15 protein-coding genes and 3 pseudogenes are annotated in these 18,201 nt (G+C 71.7%); 8 read left to right on the plus strand and 10 right to left on the minus strand.

Going from position 1 to position 18,201, the window contains the following annotated elements; genetic code table 11:
* Positions 1–95: 95 nt before the first annotated feature.
* From ACZ63H_RS29955 to ACZ63H_RS29970, 4 genes and pseudogenes are all read right to left on the minus strand, one after another.
* A complete protein-coding gene (locus ACZ63H_RS29955; protein ID WP_469870385.1) occupies positions 96–443 on the minus strand; it encodes a zeta toxin family protein in 348 nt (115 codons plus the stop codon).
* A 73-nt stretch (positions 444–516) separates the two neighbouring features.
* Positions 517–1,041 (minus strand): annotated as a pseudogene (locus tag ACZ63H_RS29960) (zeta toxin family protein); the annotation flags it as partial.
* Positions 941–5,437: a caspase, EACC1-associated type gene (locus tag ACZ63H_RS29965; protein ID WP_469870387.1), complete on the minus strand. Its 4,497-nt coding sequence runs from the start codon at positions 5,435–5,437 to the stop codon at positions 941–943. The pseudogene ACZ63H_RS29960 and the gene ACZ63H_RS29965, both read right to left, overlap by 101 nt.
* A complete protein-coding gene (locus ACZ63H_RS29970) occupies positions 5,434–5,919 on the minus strand; it encodes an effector-associated constant component EACC1 (RefSeq protein ID WP_469870389.1) in 486 nt (161 codons plus the stop codon). Before ACZ63H_RS29970 ends, ACZ63H_RS29965 begins: the two co-directional genes overlap by 4 nt.
* Before the next feature lie 322 nt (positions 5,920–6,241).
* On the opposite strand from ACZ63H_RS29970, the gene ACZ63H_RS29975 reads away from it, so the two are divergent.
* From ACZ63H_RS29975 to ACZ63H_RS29990, 4 genes and pseudogenes are all read left to right on the plus strand, one after another.
* Positions 6,242–6,382 carry a hypothetical protein gene (locus ACZ63H_RS29975; protein WP_469870391.1) on the plus strand — a complete coding sequence of 47 codons (141 nt, stop codon included), beginning with the start codon at positions 6,242–6,244 and terminating at the stop codon, positions 6,380–6,382.
* Positions 6,383–7,066, plus strand: a pseudogene (mobF, locus tag ACZ63H_RS29980) (MobF family relaxase); the annotation flags it as partial.
* 58 nt (positions 7,067–7,124) lie between these two features.
* Positions 7,125–8,153, plus strand: coding sequence for a hypothetical protein (locus ACZ63H_RS29985; protein WP_469870393.1), 1,029 nt, complete (start codon positions 7,125–7,127; stop codon positions 8,151–8,153).
* A 366-nt stretch (positions 8,154–8,519) separates the two neighbouring features.
* Entirely contained in the window at positions 8,520–8,885 is a 366-nt protein-coding gene (locus ACZ63H_RS29990; RefSeq protein ID WP_469870395.1) for a nuclear transport factor 2 family protein, read from the plus strand.
* On the opposite strand, the gene ACZ63H_RS29995 is transcribed toward ACZ63H_RS29990, so the two are convergent.
* Positions 8,771–9,568 (minus strand): transposase, encoded by a 798-nt coding sequence (locus ACZ63H_RS29995; RefSeq protein WP_469870397.1) that lies wholly within the window; start codon positions 9,566–9,568, stop codon positions 8,771–8,773. The two genes, ACZ63H_RS29990 and ACZ63H_RS29995, sit on opposite strands and share 115 nt — an antisense overlap.
* A 504-nt stretch (positions 9,569–10,072) precedes the next feature.
* On the opposite strand from ACZ63H_RS29995, the gene ACZ63H_RS30000 reads away from it, so the two are divergent.
* Positions 10,073–10,935, plus strand: a protein-coding gene (locus tag ACZ63H_RS30000) for an IS5 family transposase (protein WP_469870399.1) whose coding sequence is annotated in 2 segments (ribosomal slippage) — positions 10,073–10,429 and positions 10,432–10,935 — 861 coding nt in all. Because the reading frame shifts where the segments join, the coding sequence is not laid out codon by codon here.
* Between the two features lie 10 nt (positions 10,936–10,945).
* Here ACZ63H_RS30000 and ACZ63H_RS30005 read toward each other — a convergent pair.
* The 4 genes and pseudogenes from ACZ63H_RS30005 to ACZ63H_RS30020 all read right to left on the minus strand — a co-directional run.
* Positions 10,946–11,431, minus strand: a pseudogene (locus ACZ63H_RS30005) (transposase); the annotation flags it as partial.
* Between the two features lie 313 nt (positions 11,432–11,744).
* Complete coding sequence (locus ACZ63H_RS30010; protein WP_469870401.1) at positions 11,745–11,951, minus strand: hypothetical protein; 207 nt, start codon at positions 11,949–11,951, stop codon at positions 11,745–11,747.
* A gap of 129 nt (positions 11,952–12,080) precedes the next feature.
* Entirely contained in the window at positions 12,081–13,112 is a 1,032-nt protein-coding gene (locus tag ACZ63H_RS30015; RefSeq protein ID WP_469870403.1) for a polyprenyl synthetase family protein, read from the minus strand.
* A 269-nt stretch (positions 13,113–13,381) separates the two neighbouring features.
* Complete coding sequence (locus ACZ63H_RS30020; protein ID WP_469870405.1) at positions 13,382–13,714, minus strand: hypothetical protein; 333 nt, start codon at positions 13,712–13,714, stop codon at positions 13,382–13,384.
* Between the two features lie 688 nt (positions 13,715–14,402).
* Here ACZ63H_RS30020 and ACZ63H_RS30025 point away from each other — a divergent pair.
* Both ACZ63H_RS30025 and ACZ63H_RS30030 read left to right on the plus strand, forming a co-directional pair.
* On the plus strand, positions 14,403–16,052 hold the full coding sequence (locus ACZ63H_RS30025) for a replication-relaxation family protein (protein WP_469870407.1): 1,650 nt from the start codon (positions 14,403–14,405) through the stop codon (positions 16,050–16,052).
* A gap of 45 nt (positions 16,053–16,097) precedes the next feature.
* On the plus strand, positions 16,098–16,400 hold the full coding sequence (locus ACZ63H_RS30030; protein ID WP_469870409.1) for a hypothetical protein: 303 nt from the start codon (positions 16,098–16,100) through the stop codon (positions 16,398–16,400).
* 71 nt (positions 16,401–16,471) lie between these two features.
* Here the strand turns inward: ACZ63H_RS30030 and ACZ63H_RS30035 are convergent, their stop codons facing one another.
* Positions 16,472–17,161 carry a hypothetical protein gene (locus tag ACZ63H_RS30035; RefSeq protein WP_469870410.1) on the minus strand — a complete coding sequence of 230 codons (690 nt, stop codon included), beginning with the start codon at positions 17,159–17,161 and terminating at the stop codon, positions 16,472–16,474.
* A 204-nt stretch (positions 17,162–17,365) separates the two neighbouring features.
* On the opposite strand from ACZ63H_RS30035, the gene ACZ63H_RS30040 reads away from it, so the two are divergent.
* A complete protein-coding gene (locus ACZ63H_RS30040; RefSeq protein ID WP_469870412.1) occupies positions 17,366–18,112 on the plus strand; it encodes a hypothetical protein in 747 nt (248 codons plus the stop codon).
* Positions 18,113–18,201: the final 89 nt, after the last annotated feature.

The raw sequence follows: 18,201 nt of genomic DNA on the forward strand, positions 1-18,201 counted from the left end.
ACGGCACGGTCAGGACGAGATGGCGGCCGGTCGGCCACTGGACTGGCTGGCCTAATTCGACCGGATCGGGCGCGGCCTCTGATCTCCGCGCTGACCTACGCGCACGAGAAGGAGATCGAGCACCGCGATCTGAGCCGGGCAGCGTGCTGCTCACGTGGTTCCCCCACGACACATACCGGCCGCCACCCGCGACCGCCTCGCTGAGGAACCGGTCCAGGATCCCGAGCTGGCTTAAGGCCTCGGACGTCGCCACCACCACCTCCAAGGCGCGAGCCGGCCTCCCGGTACGCGGCCGCCGACGTACGGAATGCGTCGATGTCGGCGAGCGCGGACTCGACCACGGCGTCGTACCCGTGCACGCGGACGTGCTCCATAACGGCGGCCTGCCAGCGGCCCGTGTCCGAACGGACACGGACCCCGGCGGTGCGCACGTCGGCAGCCACGAGCCGGCCGTAGCGCCGGTGCGCTGCCTTGTAGAGATCGCGGCAGGATCCGCACAGCGCCGCCCCGGCAGCCCAGCGCCGCCTGCACGAGATCGGCGATCTCGGTCTTCCCCGCGCCCAGCTGCCCGGCGACCACCACGACGACCGGACGGGACTGGCGCACGGCTCCCCTCGTGGCCGCCGGCAGGATCACCTGCTCCAGCACCCGGCGGCCCTCCGACTTGGGCAACGACGCGGGTCGACGCGCTGATCGGCAGCCGGGTGTAGGCGTCGCGCTCGGACGGGCGGAGCTCGTTCTGCCGTTCTCCCAGCTGGACACCGTGGCCCGGCGCACCTTCGTCCCGCGCCAAGCTGCCGCCGCCGCCGGCGGAGCGCGAGCGGCTGCGGGTCGTGCACGGCCTGACGATCGACGAAGTCGCCACCGCGCTGAGCAGGTGCGCGTCCTGTACTTCGTCACTTCGCTGCCCACGGTCGTGGTCGTCGCCCTACATCGAGGTCTAGGGGTCCTGCCCGCAGGGGGGGTGGTAAGGCCGGTCCGGGAGGTAGCGACGCCACTCGGTGCGGGTGATCGGCGTGCCCACCGAGTTGCACAAGTCACTGATGACCGGGGCGGGGGTGAGGTCCCACAGGTCGACGCCCGCGCCGCCCCGGACGACGGCGAGACGGCGGCCGTCCGGGCTGAAGGTCAACGCGTAGAACTGGCTGGCCGAGTCGGGGGTCAGGTACGACTGCCTGGCGGGATGGCGGGGATCGCGGACGTTCCAGATCTCGGGACGGGTGCCGTCGTCCGCGGGGATGGTCGTCGCGATCAGCGCGAGGCGTGTGCCGTCGGGACTGAACGCCAAAGCGTCGCCGAACTGGCCGATCTGCACCTTCACGGCGGCGCCCGCAGGGTGGTTTCCGCGTACGGGCCACATCTCCAGTGTTCCGTCGCTCCGGTAGACCGCGAGCCACTCGCCGTCGGGCCGGAAGGCCAGGTGCATCGAGTCGACGCCGGTCGGCAGGCGCCGCTCCCATGCTCGAGCGGGATGGGCCGGGTCGGTGACGTCCCAGCCGGTCAGCTGTATCCCGGGGGCTGGCCGGGAGGACGCGTCCTGCCAGGGCGAGTCGGCCACGACGAGTGTCCTGCCGTCCGGGCTGAAGGTCAGTTCCGTGGAGGTGGCGGCGATCCGGCCGACCTGCCGGGGATGCCGTGGGTCCTTGATGTCGAAGAGCCGGACCACCGCAGGCCTGTGATTCTGCTTCCGGATGCCGTTCATGTCGGAGACCACGAGCAGGGGCTTGGTGGGGCTGAAGGCCAGGACCTGGACGCCGTTGTGCAACTCGTCGACGATCGTGGAGAGCAACGGCACTCCACGGCGCGCTGTGTCCCGCAAGGCCACCCCGACGTACTGCTGCTTCCCCTTCGTCCGGATCTCGCTGTCGGCCAGGAGCCTGCCGTCGGCGCTCAGCGTGATGTCCGGGCTCGTGTACATGTCGGGGGCGGGCGTGACGAGCAGCGCCGTGCGCTTGCGGAGGCTGGTCACGTCGAACAGGTAGTTGACGCCGGGGCCCTTCCAGGCGACGAGCTGTCTGCGGCCCGCCGCCCGGAAGGCCACTTGACTGCCGGTGCCGGGTGGCGGCAGCAGGGTCGCGTCGGCGCCCGGTTGCATGAGGTTGGACAGGTACCAGACGAGGACGCCGTGGTCGGTTGCCAGGAGGAGTCGGCGGCTTCGGGCCGGGTCGAACATGATCGTCGCCCACGTGCCGAACGGCGCGGGGCCGCCCCTCTGTGCACCGGGCACAATCAGCCCGGTCGGCGAGTCGGTCGCGTAGGCCCACGTCTGCCAGGTGGTGCCGCACACCCCGACGATCTGGTCGGCGGCCGGGCTGAAGGCCAGCGATGTGAGGTCGGCCGAGCACGCGGCGGTGGGGAACTCGTCGTCCTCGTCCTCCCGCTGGATGCGCCGGGGCCTGCGCGGGTCACCGACGCGCCACAGCCCGAGATCCATCCCGTGGGCTGCGGTCATGGGGGCCGCCAGCAGTCGGCCTGTCCGGTCGAACGCCATCCGGTGCAGCAGACCTCCCTCGATGCCGGGGGTGTACGGCGCTCCGGTCAGCGTGGCCACCGGCTCGGGTTGATCGGTGTCGGCCGCGTCCCACAGGCGGACCGCTCCATCCGTGCTCATGGCGGCGAGCAGATTCCGCCGGGGGGACACGGTCAGCGAGTCGATCCGCCCGCCCTTTCCGCCGAGATCCGCCAGGGCGGTGGGCGCCTCCGTCCCGTGGCCCAGGTCCCAGCGGAGGACCTGACCGGTGGGTCCGGCACCGTACAGGACCCTGCCGTCGGTGCCGAGGGCGAGGGCCCCGACGGGGTGGCCCGTCCTCAGGGTTGCGGTCCGGCGCGGGTGCGCGGGCCGGGTGAGGTCCCACAGCCGTACCGTGGCGCGTCTCGGTCCGCTGACGGCATAGGTGACCGCGGCCAGCCTGCGGCCGTCCCGGCTGACCACGATCGGGCCGGTCACGCCTGCCGGTATCCGCGTGGTGCCGTCACGGGTGCGCAGCACGATCGCGTCGCCGGTCGAGATGGCGAGGACCCGGCCGTTCGCGCTGGAGGCGAGGTCTCGCGCCGCCTCCCCCCGGTTGATCACCCCGGGGGTGCTCCGGCTGGCCAGTAGGGCGCTCAGGCCGGCGTCCTCGTTCATCCGGAACGACAGCAGGCTGAGCTGTTTGGCCAGACCCGGCTGGGTCGTCCGGAGGTTTTCGGCCTCGGCCGCGAGATAGCGCGCCAAGTCCCGGTGGTGTGCCCGCTCAGCCTGTTGCTGGAAGGCGACCGAGCCGACCAGGCCGGCGGAGGCGAGCACCAGCAGCACGGTCAGCATGGCGACGATCGTCCTGCGGCGGCGGACGCCTTGGCGTTCCAGGTGGGCGGAGGCCTCCGTGAACGCGGCCAGCGGCGGCTCCAGTTCCTGCCTGCGCGCCGGGGGGTTCTCGGTGTACTGGAGCAGGGCGGCCAGCCGACTCCCCCGGTACAGCAGCGCAGGGTCGCGGCCGGAGCGGTCCCAGGCGGTGGCGTCGTCGGCGAGCCGCTGACGCAGGCGGAGCCACTCACGGTCGTTGTCCACCCAGGTCCGCAGCCGGGGCCAGGCGCGGATCAGCGCCTCGTGGCTGATGCGGGCGGTGTCCTGGTCGAGGGTGAGCAGCCGGCGGGTGGTCAGCAGTTCGATCGCTGCGCGGGCCGCTTCCTCGGGCAGCCCCCGCACCACGGTGGAGCGGTCCATGGGCCGGGCCGTGTCGGGAGCACCGTCACCGACGCGGACCAGCCGCGTGAGGATGTGCCGGACCGCGCGGCGGCCCTCCGGGTCCAGTGACTCGTACACCTCGTCGGCAGTGGTGGCGATGGCCTGGGCGATGCCGCCGGTGGCGCGGTAGCCGGCGATCGTCAGACGGGTACCGGCGCGGCGGCGCCAGGTCGCCCACAGGGCATGGGACAGCAGGGGCAGCGCTCCGGCGACGGGCCGGTCGCCGCGCATCGCACCGAACTCGTGCAGCATCAGGTCGGCGAGTCCGTCGTCGAGTTGCAGTCCGGACCGGGCGGCCGGTTCCTCGATCGCGGCCCGGAGTTCGCCTGCCGTCATCGGCTCGACCAGGACGGCCCGGTCGCGCAGTGCGGGCACCAGGCGGGGTTCCGCGGCGGCACGGCCGTAGAAGTCCGCGCGGAGGGCGAGAACGACCAGGGCACGGGGCGGGCCGGAGCCCGCGGGCGGCTCGGCCAGGGCACCCAACGCCCCGAGGAAGGCGCTCCGCTCGGCGTCGTCGCGGCAGAGGGTGAAGACCTCCTCCAGCTGGTCGACCAGGAGGACCAGCCGCTGACCGGGCCGGTCGGCGAGCAGTCGGCGAAGCAGGCCGGGGGCGGCGTGCGGAGCGGTGCGCAGCAGCTCGACGTCCTCGGGCCGCGCGTCCAGCAGGTCGGCGAGGCGGCGCAGCGGGCCGGCCCCGGGTGTCAGGCGTAACGCGGGCCAGCCGGAGGACCCAGGCAGGCCGTCGTCGCGCAGCCGGTCGAGCAGGCCCGCGTTCAGCAGGGACGTCTTACCCGCGCCGGATGGGCCGACCAGGACCCACGGGCCGCCGGACGCCTCCGGCCGGCTGATCTCCGCGAGCAATCGGTCGACCATGCGTTCCCGGCCGCAGAACAGCCTTGCCTCATCCGGCTCGAAGGCGTTCAGACCCGGGTAGGGGGAGCGGCCCGGCGCCGGGGGCGGGTCATCCGGGCGCGGTCCGCCGGCGACCATGGGGTTCGGGGCCACGACCAGGTTCCCGGACAGTCCCTCCGCCTGGCGGCGGGGCAGCGGTGCCTGCTGCCCGCGCAGTGTGCGGAACACCGCGTCGTACACCGAGTCCAGCGTCATCGGGTGCGGCCCACGGGGATCCCCGTGGGTCAGTACGTCGATGAGCGCGCCGGTGAACGCCGTCCGTTCCGCGTCCGGCGAGGCGAGGGCGAGTTGTTCGGCCGAGCCGATGAAGTACAGGCCGGGCGCGGGGTCCATGCCGAAGGCGGGGAGCGGGGTGCCGCTGCCGAAAGCGGGACGACCGGAAAAACAGCAGTCGAGGACGAGCACCACGGACGGGGCCCGGCTTGCGAGGAGGGCCTGGCGCAACGCGGAGAAGGACAGCGCCTGGTGGGCGGCGAGCCCCGGGGTGAGGCGGTCGGTCGCGCGGGCCGCCAGATACAGCTCGCCGTCGGCGTCGAGGAGTCCGTGCCCGACGAAGTGGACCAGGAGCACGCTGCCGGCACGCTGGGCCTCCTCGGCGACCGCCTGCGCCATGAACCTCGCATCGGGTGGGTCGAGTTCGGCCCGCACCTGCTCCGGCGGCACTCCGCAGCACTCGGTCAGGGCGGTGCGTAGCGCGTGGAACGTGGGAGCCACGGACGGCACGGAGGGCAGGGTCGGACCGTCGTGCCGGGCGGTGGCCATCAGCAGGACGCGTACGCCGGCCCCGGAAAGGTCCGTCACGGGAGCGCTCGGCTGCCGTCGGCGTCCCCGTCCCCGGGGCTGGCTCTCCGCCCAAAACCGCCACCGGCTCCGTCCGGGACCCCTGTCCCATCCGGTACCGCCGGACCGCCGGCGGACCGCTCCTGTTCCAGCAGATCCGCGAGTTCCGCCACCTGCCGCCGCAGCACGGCGGTGTCAAGGGCGGCCACGCGTCTGGCGCTCAGCTCCAGCGAGCGGCCGTCCCTGAGGGTCACCTTGAGGGACACCTCGCCGCGCCGGCTGCGCAGCCAGGCGATCACCCCGGTGGCGAAGGCAGTCGCCGCCCCGCCGGGGCCAAGGGCCAGCTGGAGCGCCTCCAACACCGGGCCCAGGGCACCGGGCTCCGGCGGACTCTCCCGGCCGGCGACCCGGCCGCGCAGGGCCTGGTCGCCGTTCAACCACTCACGCAAGGAGCGGAGCTGGTCCGCCGCGTCGGGACCCTCCGCGCTGACCCGTACGTCCATGACGCCCCCGTCGGTCCGCTCGGCGCAATGTGCAGGGGACGGAGGCTACCAACGGTGCACCAATACTGAACAGAGGGCGACGGACCGCCGGCGAAGCCCCCGGCGGTTGCTGGGGGTTGGTGTAGGCGGTGCTTCTTTGGCGGTGCTCGTTCCTTGGTGTGTGGTGATGCTCGGTGGTGGTTGTTGGTGTTGGCCGGGTCGTGGTGTGAGGGCTGTCGGAGAGCGATGACATTCGTGTCCGGCTCGGGGGCGCGTCCCGCCCGGAGGGACGCGGCAAAGTAAGTCTGGCGGGACGTGCCACCGCTACTACCTGCGCGAGATCGTGGTCGGTGACGGCCGCCGCCCGGCGCGCACGCTGCTGCGCGCCGCCCAGGAGCAGGCCGGTGTCCCGGCCGGGCGCTGGATGGGCCGGGGACTTGCCGTGCTCGGACTGACGTCGGGTGAGGAGGTCACCGAGGCGTAGTTGCGGGCTCTGTTCGGCGAGCGGGGACGCCGCCCGTACGCGGACCGGATCGAGGCCGAGCGGCTCGCCGAGGGTGACTCGGCGAAGAAGGCGTTCAAGGCCGGCGCCCTCGGACGCCGGGTGACAGTGACCGGGGTCGGCTTCGTGTTCCGGCCGCAGCCGAGGATCTACCTCCTGTGGGCGTTGGGGGACGAGGAGACGCGGCGGGTGATCGAGGCCGCGCACGAGTACGCGATCGAGCGGGTGCTGGAGTGGATCGAGGACGAGGTCGCGGTGATCCGGTACGGCAAGGACGGCATCTACCGGGTGAGGCCGCCCGGCGGTGTGGTCGCCGCCCGCTTCCGCCACTACGAGGCGCGCTCCGGCCGACCGCTGCTCCATGACCATCTGTTGCTGTCCGTGAAGGGGCAGCGCCTGGACGGGAAGTGGGGCTCGATCCACACCACCGCCCTGCACGAGAACACGGTCGCGGCCTCCGCGCTCTACAACGAGATCGTGGCCGCGGAGGTCTGCGCGGCGCTGGGGCTGGCGACCGGGCCGCGGACCGTCACCCCGGGGCGCCGGCCGGTGATGGAGATTGCCGGGGTGCCGCACAAGCTGATCCGCTGGACCGCCCGGCGCAGCGACCAGATCGCCGCCTGCCTGACCGAGCTGGAACGAGTACGTCACCGCCGTCGACGACGACGGCGAGCTGAGGTTCCTGCCCGTGGTCTCCGAGCGGGCCTGCGCCAAGCTCAACACGATGGCTGCCCGCAAGACCCGCCCGCCGAAGCAGTCGGCCCGGCCGCTCGCGCAGCTGCGCGTCTGGTGGAAGGTGAGCGCGATCCGCACGTCCAGGGTGGCTGCCGACGTCATCACCTCCCTCCTGGAGCACGCCCGCGCCGCAGTCGCGGCGATCCGGGCCCGGGTGGCGGCCGTGGTCGACATAGCGCTGGCGGCCGTCGACGTCGCCGCTACCGTGTTCGTGATGAACGAGGGCGGGCGCTTCCACCGCCGGCACCTGCTCGCCGAGGCCCGCCGCCATCTCGCCCTCGTCCTGCGCGGCCGCCGCCGCGACCCCGGCCTGGACAACCAGGTGGTGGCCGCCGCCATCTCCACCCACTGCCTGGACATCACCGAGCCGAAGACCGTACGCGGCCTGGAGGCCTCCTACCGTCTCTACACCGCCCGGTGGCCCCTGTCCGACCTCCCCGCCCGCCGCCGACCACTCACCCCCGCGCCCGACCCGGACCGGCAGCCCCCGGCCGGTCCCGGCGAGCCGGCCGCGCACCGGCCCCCGGGCCAGGACGCGGGGGAGTGGGCGATCCCCCGCATCCCGCTCCAGTACGAGCGCGCCGTCCTCGCCGGCGTGGTGGTGCGCGAGAAGCTGCGCATCGCCACCGCCACCGCCACCGCCGTGCGGGGCCGGGCGTACGACGTCGTTGCCCACCAGCAGGCGGCAATGCCCGAGCAGCTGCTCGCGCCCCTGGCCGCCGAAGCCGAGAACGACGACCAGGAGCCGGAGTCCGGCCGCCGGGAGGCGATCGACATGACGGTGCTGCGGGCCCTGCGGAAATCCCGCACGGACGTGGAAGCCCTCGATCTCACGGCCGACCGACTGCGCCGCCTCCAGGAGGTGGCCACCAAGATGGCCGACGACTCCCGCGTCCGCGCGGACCGCCACACCGCACAGGACGATGCCGACGTAGTGCGCCCGGTGCACCCGGACGAACAGCAGGCGCACCGCCCACAGCAACCCGGACCGCACCACGGCCGGGAGACTGGCCACTGAGTGGACCCGATGGCGCGCACCGGGTGCGGTGGTGCGCACAGACGACACCCACTCCATCGAGTGGAGTCCACCGTCCGGGAGTGGACGCCACCGAGTGGAAGTGGACGCCATCTACGAGAGTGGGGCCACGCCTCCACCCGGTGCATTTCTCCTTGACCTCGGCTCAGGACTCTGTTGGCCAATCTCACTGGGCGACTATGGGAAGGCCGCGCGGCCTCACTCCCACTTGGCGGCAGACCTCGCGCATGAGTTCCGGTGGCAGTTGGTGATCACTCCGTCGAGAGATGTTCGTGAGTCTTGATGGCATCGCCGTGGCGAGTGATCAATTCGCTGTGCCTTGGCAAGTAGCGTCCGTAGGGTTTGCGCATGACGGATGAGAGTGAGCGGGCCGTGCAGGCGGCCATCGATGGGGAGATGCGGCTTCTCGATCCCGAGGTGCGTGCTTCCCCGGCTTGTGTCCTGGAGCTTCTGGATCCGGAGTTCATCGAGTTCGGCGCTTCCGGACGCCGGTGGGACGTGGAGTCGATCCTCACGGTGACGAGCGGAGGCTCGGTGTCTCCGGAGTCTCCGGTCAAGGTCAGTGAAATGTCCGGAGTCGTCCTCGCTCCCGGCATCGTTCATCTGACGTACTTCGCTGACAACCAGGGCCGTCGGGCATGGCGGAGCTCTGTGTGGCGCCTGACGGAGACGGGCTGGCGGATGTACTTCCACCAGGCCACTTTGACCAGTTGAATGGGTGGACCGCCGCCCGTAAGGACGGCGGTCGCCCAGCCTAACCGGGCGGCTTCAGCTGGCCGTGTCTGGCACTTCCGCTCCTGCGGGGGTGCGGCCCGCAGCCAAGGGGTTCGGTGCTGGTCGTAGGCGGCGGAAGTGGGAAGTACGGTTGCTGCCTCGCGGTGTCTCGGTGATCCAGGCGTCGATGCGCGAGAGGTTGAGGGCTGCCGCTGCTGCTCTTCGCGTGCCTTGCGGAGTGCTTCGAGTTCTTCGCGATTCCTGAAGGTCAGGCGTCTGCCGATCCTGCCTGTGCCGCGCGTGTACTGGGAGCGGACGGGGCAGGGCCCGCAGTCCTTGGTGGAAGACCAGACCCGGATGACGGCGGCCCCGGTCTGGCTGGTGCTGTTGGACCACCCCCTGCTGCGCTTGCCGTTGGGACAGCGCACCTCCTGGTCCTGCCAGTCGATGGTGAAGCTCTCCTGCGTGAATCCGCCTTCGTCCTTGGCCTGCCAGGCCGCGGTGCCTTGAACCGGTCCGACGATCTCGATGCCGTAGTCGCGTTGGGCGGAGACAAGGACACGGGCCTCGGTATAGCCGGAGTCGACGAAGTGCTCGGCCGGCAGCAGGTTGTGCTCGGCGAGGCCCTCGTGGATGGTGCCAGTCACCTGCACGTCGTGGACCGGGGCGGTCGTGGTCAGCACGTGCGTGATCAGGTTGGGCCGGTCGGGCTCGCACGTCTCGGTGATGTGGACCTTCCCCCCTGCCAGTCGGTATCCCGCTTGGATCCGTGGCGGGCGACCCTGTCGTAGGGCGAGACCAAGCGCTGGCCAGCGGGTGGGATGTTCTTCGGGTGGCGCCAGCCGACGGTCTCGTCCTCGATCTGAAACTCCTGGACCCAGGTCCGCCGGAGCATTTCCACTGCGGGAACCTGGCGGATCCATCCGGGTGTGGCCGGGTGGAAGACGGCCTGGAGCAGGCGCATGCCGTCGTTCCCGATCTCGTTGCCCCTCTCGATGCGCTCGGTCATTGTCTGCGGAAGGCGGTAGTCCTCCCACCCGGTAGGAATACCGCTTGAACCACTCGTCGTCGGCCAGCTCGGTAAGCCACTGGGGTGCGGCCGCAGCCAGCGCGTTCAGTGCCGCCCGCAGCGTCTCACCCACTAGGGTCCGTCTTCAAAGATCATCTGGGGCATAGATCATGGTGTCGTGGTACGCCGTCATGAACTCACTGACCTGGAGTGGGAGTTGCTCGCTCCACTGATACCCCGGGCCGCCACGGGGCGGCCCCGCGTGGAGGACCGGCAGGTCATCAATGGGATGGTCTACAAGATCCGTACCGGGATCTCCTGGCGTGACCTGCCGGAACGCTACGGGTCGTGGAAGACCGTGTACACCCGCTTCCGCCGTTACGCCCTCGACGGGGTGTTCACCCGAGCTCTGCAACAGATCCAGGCCCAGGCGGATGCGGCCGGCGACATCGACTGGCTGGTCCAGATCGACTCCACCATCGTCCGCGCCCACCAGCACGCCGCCGCCACCGGCCGAAAAGGGGGCGGCACCGGCCGGACGAACCGGACGATCACGCCCTCGGCCGATCCCGAGGCGGACTGACCACCAAAGTCCACCTCGCCTGTGACGGAAAGAGCCGCCCACTCGCGATCCTGGTCACGCCCGGCCAACGGCACGACAGCGTCTGCGCACGCCCTCTGCTGGAACGGATGCGAGTCCCGCGCACCGGCCTGGGCCGACCTCGGTGCAGGCCCGACCAGGTCATCGCGGACAAGGCTTACAGCTCCCGCGGCTTCCGTGCCTACCTGCGAAAGCGCGGTATTGCGCACACCATCCCGGAGAAGACCGACCAGCGGCGGCACCGGCTGAGGCGCGGTTGCCACGGCGGCCGACCCCCGGGTTTCGACCGGGAGAGCTATCGACGACGCAACGTGATCGAGCGCTGCTTCAACCGGCTCAAGGGCTTCCGCGGGATCGCCACCAGATACGAGAAGACCGCCACTTCCTACGAAGCAGCGGTCACCCTCGCATCGTTCCTACTCTGGGCAAGATCCGTTTGAAGACGGACCCTAGTTCCAGACGGTTCAGTCCGCGGACCACCGCCAGGACGTGCGTGCTATCAGTGCGTTGGCGGCCCCGGGGCTTCAGCAGACCCACTTCCGAGGCGGCCGCCAGCACGGCGTCCGTGATGCGGGTCTCCGCACTGCCCTCGACCAGCCGGTCTCGGAACTCGCTCAGCACTGAATGATCGAACCCTGGGTCCTCGAGTTCCAGGCCGAGGGCGTACTTCCAGTCGATACGCGCCCTGACTGCCAGGGCAGCCTGACGGTCGGAAAGGCCCTCGGCAAACTGCAGGATCGACACCAGGGCGAGAACGGCCGGAGACAGCGCCGGCCGACCCCGCCGAGGGAACAGATCTGCGAAGTCCTCGTCACGGAACAGCTCGCCCAGCGCGTCCCTCACCCTGATCGCCGGGCTGCCCTGGGGCAAGGCGGCTTCGGCGATCCTCCGCGTCGTTTCCGGAACCCGGCCCGGCCCGCTCGTACGCAGCGACACTGACGCCTCCCCGATGCTGTCCGTCTCCGGCAACGACGCCGGATGATCGGATCAACGACCCCGGGCCGCGTACGACACAGTGGAATTGGCCAACAGGGTCCTCGGCTCAGGTCAAGGAGAAACGCGCCGCCTCCACTCGGGCCCACTCCACCGGACCGTCTCCACCCGGTGCGCACCACTCCCGCGCGTCGTTCGCACGGGTGCGCGCACCGCCCACCGAGTGGGGCGTACCGGATGGACGGTGGTGCGCACCGGATGGACGCGCCACCGCACCGATGCGCTCCCATCCGGTGCGGTGGTGAGGTTGGTGCGGTCAGCGGTGCGCACCGGGTGCGGAGTGCGCCGCGTGCGCCAGCGCTAGGTGTTCGTCGCGCATCGCTTCCAGGGTGGCGTGGGTGTCTCCGTGGTCGTCGGGGTCGGGGATGACGTTCTCGATGAAGCGGATGATGCTGCGGGCGATGCCGGGCACCGCCGTGGTGGCGGAGTCGCGCGCCCAGTCCCGCAGCGCGGACAGCAGCACTGTGACTGAGACCTAGAGGTGGCCTGGCTGGACAACTTCGGTGCACAGCCTCCTGTGGTGGGCAGAGGAGCATCACGTTCTGGCGAAGAGTTCCGATTCAGGAGCGGTGATCCCGACCGCCCGCCGTCCTCATGCCAGGTAGCGGGCGCCGGCGGCGAGGATGTCGTCGTACAGGGCGGGCGGCGGGTCCGCCTTCTGGAGGTGTTCGGCGGCCAGGCGCATGTGCTTGAGGTTCTGGGCGACGGCCCAGTCGCGGCCGCCGCATCGGTCGAGCAACTCGGCGACGGCTGCGACCTCCTCCTCTCCGGGCCCTCCCCGGCTGCCGTAGTACGCGGCGAGGCGCTGGCTGTCACGGTGCCCGGACGCGAGGGCGGCCGCGGCCATGGGCGTCATCTTGCGGCGGCGGATATCGCCACCCCAGGCTCGGCCCCTGTCGAGCGTCGGCCACACGTCCGTCAGGTCGTTGTGGTACTGCGCCGCCATGCCGAAGTGGAAACCGTACCGGCCGACGGCCTCCACCTGCTCGCCGGTGGCGTCGGTGAACAGGACAGGCAGGCAGAACACGCCGCGCAGGCCGTCGGCGGCCTTGGCCTCGTTCACCGCGATGGCCTGCTCCAGGGACGTCTCGGTCCGCCCTTCCTGGCCGGTGTCGCGCATCTGGCCCGCGCACAGGCGGCTCCAGCCGTCGCTCATCATCCGCAGCGCCTGGTGGGTGCGGGGGTGGCTCTGCTCGCCGAGGAGGGAGAAGGCCAGCCCCAGGAGGGCATCGCCGACCATGAGGGCGCATTCGGTGCCGTAGGCCGCCCACAGGGCCGGCCTGCCGCGGCGCATCGGATCCCGGTCCAGGACGTCGTCGTGGATGATCGAGGTGTTCACCAGGAGATCGCCGACGACGGTGGCGGCAAGGCCCCGTTCGACGGGCCCCCCGTCAACACCCGCGCACAGCAGAGGCAGTACCAGACCCCTGCGTCCGACACCACCGGGCTGGCCTGTGACCGGACCGCCGTCCTGGCCGGCCCAGCCGTAGTGGTAGCGGACGGCATCGAGCAGCGGTGAGGGCAGGCGCTCCACCAAGCTTCTGACGGCCGGATCGATGAGTTTCCCTCCCGCGTCGAAGATCTCCTCGGCCGTACGGCTGCCAGTACTCCGATCAGAATGCACGTCGGTGCTCCTTCAGTCCCCGAGGCACAACGTCGGCGCCCAACGGTTCGTGATCGGCTAACGAGCCACCGGCGCCGGATGACACGGAACGCCCGCCGCCCGGCCGGGCGGAGAAGGCGTCGTTCTGCTCACGGGCGAAGGTGGCGCCGCCGCCGTAGCGCACCGTGTCGGTGAGGTTGGCCGGGCCGCGCCGGCGAACGCGGCCCGTTTTACTCGCGGAGGTCTCACACGCATCCGCATGGAATTTGCCGTCGCGGCTGCCCGCGCGGTCACCGAGGTCCACCCCACACGCCGACTCGAATGCACGGCACGACAAGTCCGGTGCTCATCGGACAGGTGCAGCACTCAGTCACAAGCACGCACCCGACCTCGTCCAGCACGAAGGAGTCCGCGCACAGGTCGGCGGCCTCTCCGTCCACGGCCGTGACGGGCCAGATGATGTCCTCGGCGAGCCGCAGCAGGATGAACGCCAGCTCCGGGGTCGCCTCCACCCGACCAGCGGCGTAGGTACCGCCGCCCGTTTGCAGCGCCAGGAGGTAGTCGAAGCCCTGCTCCACCTGCTCGGGCCTCAGCGGCGTACGGGTCGGGATCAGGTACGGCATGAACCTCTCCTCATGATGACCGCCGTGCGACTCACGGCGTCGTCCCAGCAGGGTCGGCCCGCCAGCCTGTGGACAGAGGCCAGAGATTTCTCCCCCCGATCCGAAACCGGCGAATCGGGTCTGCAAGGGCCAAACCGGGCCCCCTTGCCAGGGCGGTCGGGCCGACCACGAACCCGACCGCACCCCCTTGTCCACCTCTGCTACCGCCCCGACCACGGCCGCATTTCTCCTTGCCCTGGCCACGGTTAGACCGCGGACAAGGGGGGTCCGTGCACGCTGCTCCTTCGCCCCGACCACCCCGGCCGGGGCAGCGAAGGAGACGAGACGATGACGAGCACCCACCCGGGGGCCGGGCAGCGGCACCGCTCGGGCCGATCACACCGGAAGGCCGGCGCCTGGCGGGCAGACCCAAGGGGGATCCCTGGGCACCCCCTTCGAAGGCCCCTTCGGAACCCCCTTTGGTGCCCGGCACCCGGCACACAGAAAACCCGCAGATCACCGCTCAGATCCGAGCGCACGCCGCGCCGTCACAACCCTCTTCTCCCCTCCTGAACTTCTCTGTGCTGTCCGTGGGGGAGGAGATCATCGGGTCCGGAGCCCGGACGCCCTCCACGGCCGGGCGCGGCCGGCGCCCGGCAGGCGGCCGGACGCGGTGGGTGCGGTGGGTGATGGGAAGGGAGCGGGGCTGATGGCGGGCAAGCGGGAGACGAACCCGGCGGGATCGACGAACACCTTCCGCGGTGACGTGCTGTGCGTGCTCGGGGCGTTGAAGGTGGCCACGGCTGATCAGATCCAGCGGATCGGCGCTCCCCACCTGACGTTCCGGCACGCCGACAAGCCGACTGCGTCGAAGCGGAAGCAGGCCCGTACCGCCTCGCACACCGCCGCGCTCTCCGACATGCGCCGGCACGGCCTGGTCGAGAACGGCGGCTCCACCCACGCGGGAGACCGCCTGCGGAACCTGACCCCCAAGGGCCTGCATGCCGCCTCCTACGAACTGCGGCGCCCGGTGACGGAGATGGGCTCCACCGCGCGCGGCGCGGGCTCCAGCGGCGCCGCCCACCCGATGGCCGTCAACGAGACCGTCATCGCGATGCTGCGCCCGAAGCCGGACATGGCCAGGCTCACCGTCGACCCGCCGCACGTCCAGGCCGCCGCCCGGGCCGCCGTCGACGCTCCGCCCGGCATCGGCACCATCGCCTCGTACTGGACCGAGGTCCCCCTGCCGGCCACCGGCACGTGGAACGCACCCGGCAGGGGCGGCGCCCAGGCCGACATCGTCCTGACCGCCCCGCAGGACGGGGTGCCACTGCTGTTCAACGAGGTCGACAACTGCCACGAGACCGCCGAGGAGCTCGCCGGCAAGCTGGAGAAGTACGCCCGGTTCTTCCGGCGGACGGTGAAGGACACCGACGGCACCGAACGCCCGATGTGGCGCACCCGCTGGACGGTGCCTGAGGGCAGGTACGGCGATGTGCCGCATCCGCCCGTGCTGCTGGTGTTCAACCGCATCGGCGAACGCAACCCCACCCACACCATCGCGCGCCTGCGAGAGCTGACCCGCCACCTGTGGCAGGGAGAGCGGCAGCGCGGCGGCCACCACCTCTACGACGGGAAGATCCCGATCGTCGCGGTCGCGCTGGAAAACCTTCGTGCGCACGGACCGGCCGGCCCGGTGTTCCTCCGCTTCGGCCGCGACCACCTGGAGCCGCTCCTGGAGGCGATCGGCAACCCGCGCCGCGAGGCTGCCGACGCCCGCGAGGAAGCAGAGGCCGAGGTCCGCCGGGCCCAGTTCCAGGCGCGGGTGCGGCGGGCGGCGCAGGAGCAGGCGGCGAAGAAGGCCGCCGAAGCCGCACGGGAAGCCGCCCAGCGCGAGGCCCGCCGGCCTGCCTGCGCCAGCTGCGGGACGCGGTTCACCGACGAACGCTGGGAGGCCGCCGAGAAGACGAACTGGGGAGTTGCCGTCGACACCCACCCGCAGCTGTGCGACGGGTGCAAGCACCAGGCTGTCGCCGCCACCCAGGAGGCCGATCACCCGGAGCCGCTTCCCGACTGGGCGAAGCAGCCGGACCTCCTGCGTTACCCCCGTCGTCCACGCTGCACCGAGTGCAAGGCGGCGTTCACCAACGAGCGGTGGAAAGCGGTGGAGCGCACCGGCTGGGGTCCCGTTCCCATGGAGGCCCGTCCGACGCTGTGCGGGGACTGCGACCAGCGGGAGAGGGAAGGACTCGAGCAGTCCCAGATCGAGCTGGGCTGGACGGGCAGGTCCCAGGAGCAGGAGCAGGCTCTACCCGAGCAGAAGGCCGAGGGCCGCTGGTTCTCCCGCTTCCGCAGGTGACGCGACCACACCCCGGCTCTCAGGGGTGGCTGCCAGGCTTGACGGATGGACCGTGAAGACGAACAGCTGCTCCGCCGCCGGGTCTACGGCGCCGACCACGACGATCCCGACCCCGGTCCGCTCCCGCACCGGACCTACGTCGAACTGGTCGGCGGCCCGCTGGACGGCCTGCTGCTGGACATCACCGGCTGGCAGGCCGACGAGGTCGATACCGGCGTCGCGCTGGCCACCGAGCTGGGGCAGTTCGGCCCCGGCGGCCGGGCCCTGTACGACCCGCGCCCCGGCGAGCCGCGCTCTTCCGGCCCCGGAGTGAGCTGCCGCTTCTACCACTGCGGCGACACACCCTGACCACGGCGACAAAGGAAGCGGCCCTCGCACCCGACGTCCAGGGTGCGAGGGCCGCCTTTGCCCCGGCAGGCTCACGCAGGTGCCACCGCCGGTTTCGGGCGCAGCGCCGCCAGCGGGGAGCGCCGGCCCTTCTCTACCGCGCGCAGCTGCTCCCAGTCGACTTCCGGGTGTGCGGCGGGGATCGCGTCGACGTCGGCGGACCGGTAGAGGGCGACGTCGACGGCCCCGGCCCGGCTGGTGCCGAAGCGGACCTCGACCGACTGCGGAGAGCGGACCCAACCGAGCCGGACCATGTGGTCGAACTCCACGCGGCGCACCCCGAGCCGGGCGGCGGCCTGCTCGGGCCCGAGCGGGGTGTCGGCGGCGACCAGCTCGGCCAGGTCCGCGCGGCGGCAGACCTGGTCGACCTGGCCGGGGTGGTGCAGCGTTCCGTCCGGGTTCGCGCTCAGGTCGACCAGGAGGCCGCGGTCGACGAACCGGCGCACCACGAACGCCGTCACGGCTGCCTTCTCACCGATCACGTTGGGGGTGCCGAGCGCGGCGGCGATCCGGTCCGCCGCCGCGCCGCCGCCGATCGGCGGGGTGGGCATGGCGGCCTGGATGGCGTCGGCGTCCATCGCCTCCACGGCGGCCCGGGACCACTGCGAGGTGGACACGTCGGGGGCGGGGACGAGGCCGGTGTGCCGGGCCCACCGGAAGACCGCTGCGGGCACCTTCAGGCGCTTGGCCGCCTGACCCGCGTCGTACTCGGTTCGTCGCATGAGATCACCTCTCGCTCGTTCACCGGAAGCGGCGGACAGAAGATTACAGAACCTGCCAAAGCTGTCAATTCGCTCTGGAAGTAGGCAAGTTGGGCCGTGCTGCCAGGGCTGCGTCCGCGTGCGCGAGGAAGGAATCACCCGCCCGGGCACGGACGTCCTGGCGAAGCGATCCGCCCGGACCCCGCGTTCTGGAAGGCTTGCCGCATGCGCGAGGACATCGATGAGGACCTGGCCGTGATGTCGTACGCCACTGCCCAGCGGCGTGGTGACCGGGCCTTCCAGTGCGACGCGACCGCCGTGTTCACGGCGCCGGACGGCACCCGCGCCTACGCCCTGCTCGACGGTGTCGGCGACACCCCGGACGTCCGCTCCTGGACCCGTACCGCCGCCCGCCGCCTGGTCCGCGCGGCCGCCGGGAGCGCGGATGCGGAGGCGGGGCTGCGCGCCGAGTACGGCCACTACGCCGCCGACCCCGCCCGCGCGGCCGGCCATGACCTGCCCTGCGCGGCGGCCGTCGTCGCCGTTCACGTTCCCGGCGGCCTGTTCTCGGTCGCCTGGTCCGGCGACGCCCGCGCCTACCTCCTCCTGGACGGACACCTGCGCCTGCTGACCGAGGACCACAACGCCCGCAGGGCGTGCGACGGCGGGGACCGTAACCTGATCACTGCCTGCCTCGGGGAAGCCCGCAGCGACGAGGAGACAGAACGTCTCTGGGGCCACCCGGCCATCGAGTACCTGCGCGGTCCGGCCCGGGCGGGTTGGCTGCTGCTCGCCTCCGACGGCGCCTACGAACCCCACGAGGACGGTGGCCACGACCTGGCCGGCTACCTGACCGGCACTCCGCGCACCGCCGCCGAGCGCCTGGTCGACGACGCCGTCCGGCGCGCGCACGCTCTACCGGACTCGTACGCGGACAACGCCACCGCCCTCGTCGCCCGCATCACCTGCTGAGGTGGCCCACGATGGACGCCCCGCCCGCCCCCGCCACCCGCGACCAGCGCATCACCGACCTGCGCATCGCGCTCCGGCGCGTCACCCCT

It is taken from the genome of Streptomyces sp. NPDC104831 (genome assembly GCF_055583025.1).

What these genes read in the sequence shown, in the direction of transcription:
- ACZ63H_RS29970 (WP_469870389.1), bottom strand. Translation starts at nt 5,919, where the DNA reads ATGGACGTACGGGTCAGCGCGGAGGGTCCCGACGCGGCGGACCAGCTC.
- ACZ63H_RS29985 (WP_469870393.1), top strand. Translation starts at nt 7,125, where the DNA reads ATGGCTGCCCGCAAGACCCGCCCGCCGAAGCAGTCGGCCCGGCCGCTC.
- ACZ63H_RS29990 (WP_469870395.1), top strand. Translation starts at nt 8,520, where the DNA reads ATGACGGATGAGAGTGAGCGGGCCGTGCAGGCGGCCATCGATGGGGAG.
- ACZ63H_RS30020 (WP_469870405.1), bottom strand. Translation starts at nt 13,714, where the DNA reads ATGCCGTACCTGATCCCGACCCGTACGCCGCTGAGGCCCGAGCAGGTG.
- ACZ63H_RS30025 (WP_469870407.1), top strand. Translation starts at nt 14,403, where the DNA reads ATGGCGGGCAAGCGGGAGACGAACCCGGCGGGATCGACGAACACCTTC.
- ACZ63H_RS30030 (WP_469870409.1), top strand. Translation starts at nt 16,098, where the DNA reads ATGGACCGTGAAGACGAACAGCTGCTCCGCCGCCGGGTCTACGGCGCC.
- ACZ63H_RS30035 (WP_469870410.1), bottom strand. Translation starts at nt 17,161, where the DNA reads ATGCGACGAACCGAGTACGACGCGGGTCAGGCGGCCAAGCGCCTGAAG.
- ACZ63H_RS30040 (WP_469870412.1), top strand. Translation starts at nt 17,366, where the DNA reads ATGCGCGAGGACATCGATGAGGACCTGGCCGTGATGTCGTACGCCACT.